Source organism: Alteromonas sp. BZK5, from assembly GCF_014349115.1.
Taxonomy (GTDB): Bacteria; Pseudomonadota; Gammaproteobacteria; order Enterobacterales; family Alteromonadaceae; genus Alteromonas; species Alteromonas macleodii.
Genome location: NZ_JACSOE010000132.1, coordinates 1 through 6,458 on the forward strand (window position 1 = coordinate 1; position 6,458 = coordinate 6,458).

Annotated in this window: 7 protein-coding genes; 3 read left to right on the forward strand and 4 right to left on the reverse strand. The window is 37.3% G+C overall.

Features of this window, described 5'->3' with window-relative positions; genetic code table 11:
- Positions 1-392 (forward strand): IS3 family transposase (locus BIZ39_RS19805; RefSeq protein ID WP_187447824.1); only part of this gene is annotated, 392 nt, incomplete at its 5' end.
- Here the strand turns inward: BIZ39_RS19805 and BIZ39_RS19810 are convergent.
- The 3 genes from BIZ39_RS19810 to BIZ39_RS19820 all read right to left on the reverse strand — a co-directional run bounded on the left by BIZ39_RS19810 (position 375) and on the right by BIZ39_RS19820 (position 2,945).
- Positions 375-833: an AMP-binding protein gene (locus tag BIZ39_RS19810; protein ID WP_187447825.1), complete on the reverse strand. Its 459-nt coding sequence runs from the start codon at positions 831-833 to the stop codon at positions 375-377. The two genes, BIZ39_RS19805 and BIZ39_RS19810, sit on opposite strands and share 18 nt — an antisense overlap.
- A 75-nt stretch (positions 834-908) precedes the next feature.
- Entirely contained in the window at positions 909-1,334 is a 426-nt protein-coding gene (locus BIZ39_RS19815; RefSeq protein ID WP_187447826.1) for an MAPEG family protein, read from the reverse strand.
- Positions 1,335-1,529: 195 nt separating this feature from the next.
- On the reverse strand, positions 1,530-2,945 hold the full coding sequence (locus BIZ39_RS19820) for a coniferyl aldehyde dehydrogenase (RefSeq protein WP_187447827.1): 1,416 nt from the start codon (positions 2,943-2,945) through the stop codon (positions 1,530-1,532).
- A gap of 587 nt (positions 2,946-3,532) precedes the next feature.
- Between BIZ39_RS19820 and BIZ39_RS19825 the strand changes: the two genes are divergently transcribed.
- Positions 3,533-4,015 carry a PaaI family thioesterase gene (locus BIZ39_RS19825; protein WP_187447828.1) on the forward strand — a complete coding sequence of 161 codons (483 nt, stop codon included), beginning with the start codon at positions 3,533-3,535 and terminating at the stop codon, positions 4,013-4,015.
- Positions 4,015-4,458: a PaaI family thioesterase gene (locus BIZ39_RS19830; protein WP_187447829.1), complete on the forward strand. Its 444-nt coding sequence runs from the start codon at positions 4,015-4,017 to the stop codon at positions 4,456-4,458. The genes BIZ39_RS19825 and BIZ39_RS19830 overlap by 1 nt, the downstream gene beginning before the upstream one ends.
- A 740-nt stretch (positions 4,459-5,198) precedes the next feature.
- On the opposite strand, the gene BIZ39_RS22560 is transcribed toward BIZ39_RS19830, so the two are convergent.
- The gene (locus BIZ39_RS22560; RefSeq protein WP_187447830.1) at positions 5,199-6,332 is read right to left on the reverse strand and encodes an AMP-binding protein; all 1,134 of its coding nucleotides are present in this window, start codon (positions 6,330-6,332) and stop codon (positions 5,199-5,201) included.
- Positions 6,333-6,458 lie beyond the last annotated feature (126 nt).

The following is a 6,458-nucleotide window of genomic DNA, read 5'->3' on the forward strand; positions in this document are numbered from 1 at the left end:
TGTCTTCTCGGATGAGTGCCCAGCTTGTGTGTGATGCCTTAACAATGGCTTTATGGCAACGTAAGCCCAAGGCTGGCCTGATACATCATTCGGATCGTGGTTCGCAATATGCCAGCCGACAATTTAGACAGCTACTGGCGCAGTACAAGGTAACAGGTAGCATGAGTAGGAAAGGTGATTGTTGGGACAATGCCGTTGTAGAGAGCTTCTTCGGCACATTAAAACAAGAGCGAGTGCAATGGCGTCATTACCAGAGCCGTCATGCTGCTCAGCAGGATATCCTGCAATATATTACTATGTTTTATAACAGCCAAAGAATGCACTCATATCTGGATTACAAAAGTCCAAACCAATATGAAGCTGACATGGCTAACTTAGGAAAAGCGGCTTAACTGGGTTGTGTGAATTTGGTTGACCACGTCAGTACCTTCAGGTGCCGAGTTTTCACCTATATAAATCATATGCTTGATATTGTCACATTTCAGCTTCAACTCTTTAGCTGTGTCGATAAAAGCATCATCAAAAAACAAAATGCTACATTCCGAATCATTTAATGAATAAAGGTTTTCTTTGACAGACCACCGAATATTTAATGGCACCATAACGCTGCCAGACCAAGGGATAGCATTTAAACACTCAAAATATTTATCTGAATTTAAAGCTAAAATTGCAATATGAATGCCTTTGCCTGCTCCGATGGCGGCTAGCCCACTTGCTGATTTCGCTACTCTGTTGTTAACTTCATTCCAGGTGTGCTCCCTGTCAGCGAAAGATGTTCCAATAGTGTTAGGTAAAATAGTAGCATTTCGTTGTAAAGCTTGATAAAAGTGCATAGCAACCTCTTATTTTTAGGTTTAAGTATTCTAGTTATTTATGAGTAAATTTTGCATAAAAGCCAAATATTGTATTTACGTTATAAAAAAATTTACAAGTAGTTGATAGGAATAGAATAATAATAATGCTAATTGTATACTCCAAAAACTAGCACGTAAGATAACCGCGATAATATTAGTTGAAATCATATGGATTACTGATTGAGCTATACGGGCATAAAGTAGGTAGATAACAGTTGAATTCATCATATCTAGTTGTTTAGAAAGTGCCGCCACAATGACTAAAGCACAGAACACTGGCAGCATCTCAAGACAGTTTAATTGGGCTCTTGTAAGCCTTTGACCAAAGCCAGGAGTATTACTGCCATCAGGATGAAAGTTATTAAGGGCAACTTTATTGCTACTCAAAAAAGTATAATAAGCTCTCATATTTAAGAGTATGAAGCTAAGAACTAATGTCCAGCCAGCAAAGCCCGTTAACGCAAGTAAGGTTTGATTCATGTTTTTTCCTGTTTGTTATTTAAAAAGGATATTTTTTTGATTTTGTTCCTGCCAAGCGGGCTATGTTCATTAATCACTGATTATTAGTATCCCCAAAAGCATCATATTGAATGATGTTTTTTTGGGTTAAGCCAGAACAATAAATAGACTTGAGGATTAACTTAATGAATCCAACAACAATTTAAGATGCACGGCCTAGCGAATAAATAATTTATAAACCAATTTATGCATAAATCCGCCAAATGGAGGAAACAAGAGGTGGGCGAAACTAATACGCCCTTTCTTTAAAATTGACTTGCCGTGAGAGAATGTTTTAAAACCCTCTTCCCCATGGTATTGGCCCATACCCGAAGCTCCAATGCCGCCAAAAGGCAAATCATCATTGGCCACATGAAAAGTAGCTTCATTAATACAGACCCCACCAGCATGAGTGTTCAATAAAATTTCTTGCTGGAATGCTTTATCAAAACTATAAATATATAATGCTAACGGTCTGTCATTTTTATTTATATAGTGAATAGCTTCTGCGGTATTTTTGTAGGTAATTATAGGGATGATAGGGCCAAAAATTTCTTGTTGCATCACTTTCATATCATCGTTGACATCAGTTAGCACGGTTAAAGGCATTTTTCTTTCTGTCTTGTTGATAGGTTCTGCAGTGAGCGGAGTTATATTTGCTCCATGACTTCTCGCATCGTCTAACAAACCATTTAATCGTTCAAATTGGGCATCATTAATAATACTGGTACAATCTTTATTATTAGTGATTTTAGGATACATTTTACTATAAATTTTCTGTAGTTCTTCAACTAACACTGTGACTTTATCTTCAGGACAAAAAATATAATCAGGCGCTACACATGTTTGACCTGAGTTAAGAACTTTACCTAAAATAAAACGCGAAACAGCAAGTTTAATGTCTATTATACCATCAATAATTGCAGGAGATTTTCCGCCTAATTCTAAAGTAACCGGTACAAGGTTTTTAGCGGCTGCTTGCATAACAATTTTACCGACATTGGTTGAGCCAGTAAAAAACAAATGATCAAATGCTAACGAAGTGAATGCCGTAGCTATTTCAACCTCACCTCCAATAATAGCAACTTGTTTTTGCTTAAAGACTTTATGAAGTAAACCGGCTAATAGCGTTGCTGTTACAGGCGTAAACTCCGACATTTTTAACATAACACAATTACCCGCTGCCAATGCCGTAGCTAAAGGACCTAAAGATAAAAATACAGGGTAATTCCATGGTACTACTACACCAACCACACCAAGAGGTTGAAACAAAATAGATGCTTTAGCGGGTTGAAATAACAAGTCTACTTTACGTTTTTTAGGTTTCATCCATGATTTCAAGTTTTTAATGGTGTAATTAATACCTGAAATAGTAGTGATAATATCGCCTATCTTTGTGTCATCAGCACTTCTACTACCAAAATCTTTATTTAAGGCCTCAACGAAATCATCTTGATTATCAAGCAGGAGCCTCTTGAGTTTTTTCAGATCTTTAACACGATCATCATAGCTCCGATAAGGTTCGGATGAAAAATAACATTTTTGTAATTCGAAACATTCTTTAACGTCATTTATGGTTTGAAGTACGTGCATATTATAAGTTTTCCAAGATAAGCATTTTTTTATTATTCAATTTAAACAACTGCATTGCATTAGCAATTTGCGCCAATATCTTATCGTTTATAACAGTGTAGCTTTAATGCCCTGCGGCTTTACTGTCTTTATATTGTGGGGTAATAGGTTTATGTTCTCTATCCTTCAACATTTCGTCTAGACAAGCATTTTGGCGTAACAAAATTGTCTCACTACTGGTTGTCAGCGATTTACATCACCTCATCAACATACGATAAGTCACAGCCGTTCAGACTCAACTACCAATACAACTAGATAGTGGCATTGGGCAGTCATATTCGAACTTGTTAATACAATGATAATTTTGCTCTGAGAGGGGATATTTGGCCTTGCCGTTGACAGCACGAGAGCCCCATATATGTCTAAGTAAATAAATGTGCGCTAAGAATCAATGTTTATGCCCAAATTTGGTTATATTGATTACTGCCCACTTTTATTTTACAGTTTAGTCACGCCTTGGTGTCGTCACGTTGTTGATTATGTTTAACGGAATGCCTATGATTACAGAATTTTACTCCCCTAAATATTAAATGGCACGAGGAAATAGTATGTCAGAAAAAAAAGAGCGTACCTATCTAATTGACGACCCTCAATTTTCAGTTCTTTCAAAAAAGGGGTTTTTCGGGAATATCCCACACTCGAAGCAGCTAGGCATGGAAACAGTCTCTTTGGAAAGAAACAGAGCCATATTTCGAATTCCCTTTGCAGAAAGCTTGGTGGGTGATCTCGCCAACGGGATCATCCATGGTGGTGTTATTCTGTCTTTAATGGACAGTGTTGGTGGTATGGCCACGTTTTGTGCTTTGCCTGCGATGGAATCCATTGCCACCTTGGATTTGCGTGTTGATTTTCTCAAACCTGCGTTGGCAGGGCAGGGCATTGAAGCGGCTGCGGAGTGTTATAAATTGACCAATACGGTGGCCTTTATTCGTGGTGTGGCTTACCAAACAGATATTAATGACCCCGTTGCGTCCTGCGTGGCAACTTTTATGCGCGCGTCCAGTAGTAAAATGCAAGGGGTAGTTAAGTAATGTCAGAGAAAAATGATTTCTTCAAATCAATACGTGAAACCAAAGAGTTTGATAAAGCCATTGAGATGATCCCTTATGCGAATTTTCTCGGTGTGCGCTTCTCTGAAAATGAAGATGGCTCTCTAGTATTCCGTATGCCATTTGATGAAAAAAACGTAGGTAATACTGCGCTGCCTGCTATTCATGGTGGTGTGATTGCGGGTTTTATGGAGAATGCAGCTATCGTAAGTTTAATGTGGGCAATGGAGTCCACCAGCGTGCCCAAAGTGATTGACTTTAATATCGACTACATGCTCTCGGGCCGCGCCCAAGAAACCTACGCGCGTTGTGATATCGTCAAATTAGGTAAGAGGATTGCTAATGTGCAGATCACTGCCTGGCAGGATGATCCAAATAAAGCCATCGCGGTGGCGCGCTCCCATTTTAAGCTGATCCACGATTAATCTGAAATAAATGAGACGCCACATGGAAAGTATCGTCTCCACGTAATATGGAAAGCTAGATTAAACAAGTTTAGAAGTCGCCGTAAAAACTTGATTTAATTCGATTATATTCCAATTTAAATAAACCAAATCTACGGCGACTGTAATAAACTACTTATGATTTTATTAGAAGACTTATCTATTAGTAGATCAACATCATCCACAAAAATATAATTAATTTCACTAATAAAACATGAATCTAGCATTGAATTAATAATAGGCTCTAATGATGGCAAAGAGATATTATCAAGCTGATTTATAAAGGATGTATTCGTATCCAAGTTAGTAGCTTTAAGGGATATAACTATTTTTTAAGAAGGGCTATGGGGTTGTTATCTGATTGAGATATAGATATAAGTATAGACTTTTTTAAATTTTTTGATTCTTGATAAAGTTTATCTAAAAGCTCTGTTTTTCCGAATCCAGGCTGGGACTGTATAAGGGTGAGCCTATTTCGATGGATGTTGAAATTTTTAGAGCGCATAGATTAATTAGAGAAAATGTTTCACTTCATTAAGTTTAGAAATACCACCTAGTAGTAAAGTAATATTTGCCACATCACAATACAGCGGTTTAAAGCCAAAATATGCCAGAAAAAAACTGACTTTGCTATAAGACTGTCGGCAATATTTCTTAACCACAATAGATTTATTTTTAATTATCCAATATTTAATTGTAAAAAAAAGCCTTCAGTAACAGCATTATAAATATAGGTTTGCATATTTTTCACGTAAAGGAGCTTTAAGAAACTTTCCTGTAGCTGTTTTAGTAATATCATCTACAAATAGAATGCGTTTAGGAACCTCGTAACCAGCAAGTTCGCTTTTACACATTTTTATTATATCAGTTTCCGTTATATTCACATTAGGTTTTGGGATGACGATAGCGGTTACGGCTTCTGTCCAATGAGGGTGTGGTAAGCCTATAACGGTCACACCAGCTACGCTTGGGTGTGACATTATGACTCTCTCTACCTTAACAGAAGCAACGTTTTCACCGCCTGTTTTAATCATGTCCTTCTTTCTATCAACAAACATTAATTGGTGATCTTCATCAAAATAACCTAGATCCCCCGAGTGATGCCAACCAAAAGTAGATACTTCAGCGGTAGCTTCAGGATCTTTATAATAGCTATTCATTGCTGAAGGTGAACGCCATACGATTTCACCTATTTCACCATCGGGTAATATTACGCCATTATCGTCCATTACGGCTTGATCTGTTGTTGTTAACGCTTCTCCCCAGTAATTACCATCTTTATATGACCATTTATCATGAAAGACAGTGGTAACGGGGGTCATTTCTGTTTGTCCTGAGCCTAAGATAAACGGACATTTAAAAATAGCTTTCAAGCGGAGTAAGCTTGGTTTATCCATTGGTGCCATTGCATACATACAAGTATCTAATGCACTGAAGTCGTATTTTTCTATGTTAGGAACCTCTAGAAGCGCTTTCCACATTAAAGGTAAAAGAAAAATAAAGTTAACTTTTTCTTTTTCAATAATTTTGACAAAATCCTCTGGTTCAAACGTTCTAAATATAAGAACCGTACCACTCATATGCAATACTGAGGTTGAAATTAGGTGTTGTGCACAATGAAACATTGGCATAACCGATGTACCTATACCTTCTTTTTTTATGCCTAGCTCAATAGCTGCTGATAGGCTATTGATAAATAGGGCAAGATGAGAAGTTTCTACACCTTTAGGTTTAGATGTTGTGCCGCTGGTGTATAAAATTTGTAGAGGATCGCGATCGCTAATAATTAGATCTTCATTTTCTTTATCAGCAGCACTTTCAAGTAACTGATTAAAACAAAGGTAGCTATCTGGCACGTTGCAACCTGTAACAGGTATTGAAATCTGAGCTATCCCCACGAATAGTAAAATAAAGTCAAAGAGTTAGGGAACATTCATGGCATTTGGTGATCAGATCTTTCGCCAAAAAAAACCAACACAGAA

Bases quoted from the DNA above. Each gene is read 5' to 3' on its own strand.
- BIZ39_RS19810 (WP_187447825.1), bottom strand. From the start codon at position 833: ATGCACTTTTATCAAGCTTTACAACGAAATGCTACTATTTTACCTAAC.
- BIZ39_RS19815 (WP_187447826.1), bottom strand. From the start codon at position 1,334: ATGAATCAAACCTTACTTGCGTTAACGGGCTTTGCTGGCTGGACATTA.
- BIZ39_RS19830 (WP_187447829.1), top strand. From the start codon at position 4,015: ATGTCAGAGAAAAATGATTTCTTCAAATCAATACGTGAAACCAAAGAG.
- BIZ39_RS19820 (WP_187447827.1), bottom strand. From the start codon at position 2,945: ATGCACGTACTTCAAACCATAAATGACGTTAAAGAATGTTTCGAATTA.
- BIZ39_RS19825 (WP_187447828.1), top strand. From the start codon at position 3,533: ATGTCAGAAAAAAAAGAGCGTACCTATCTAATTGACGACCCTCAATTT.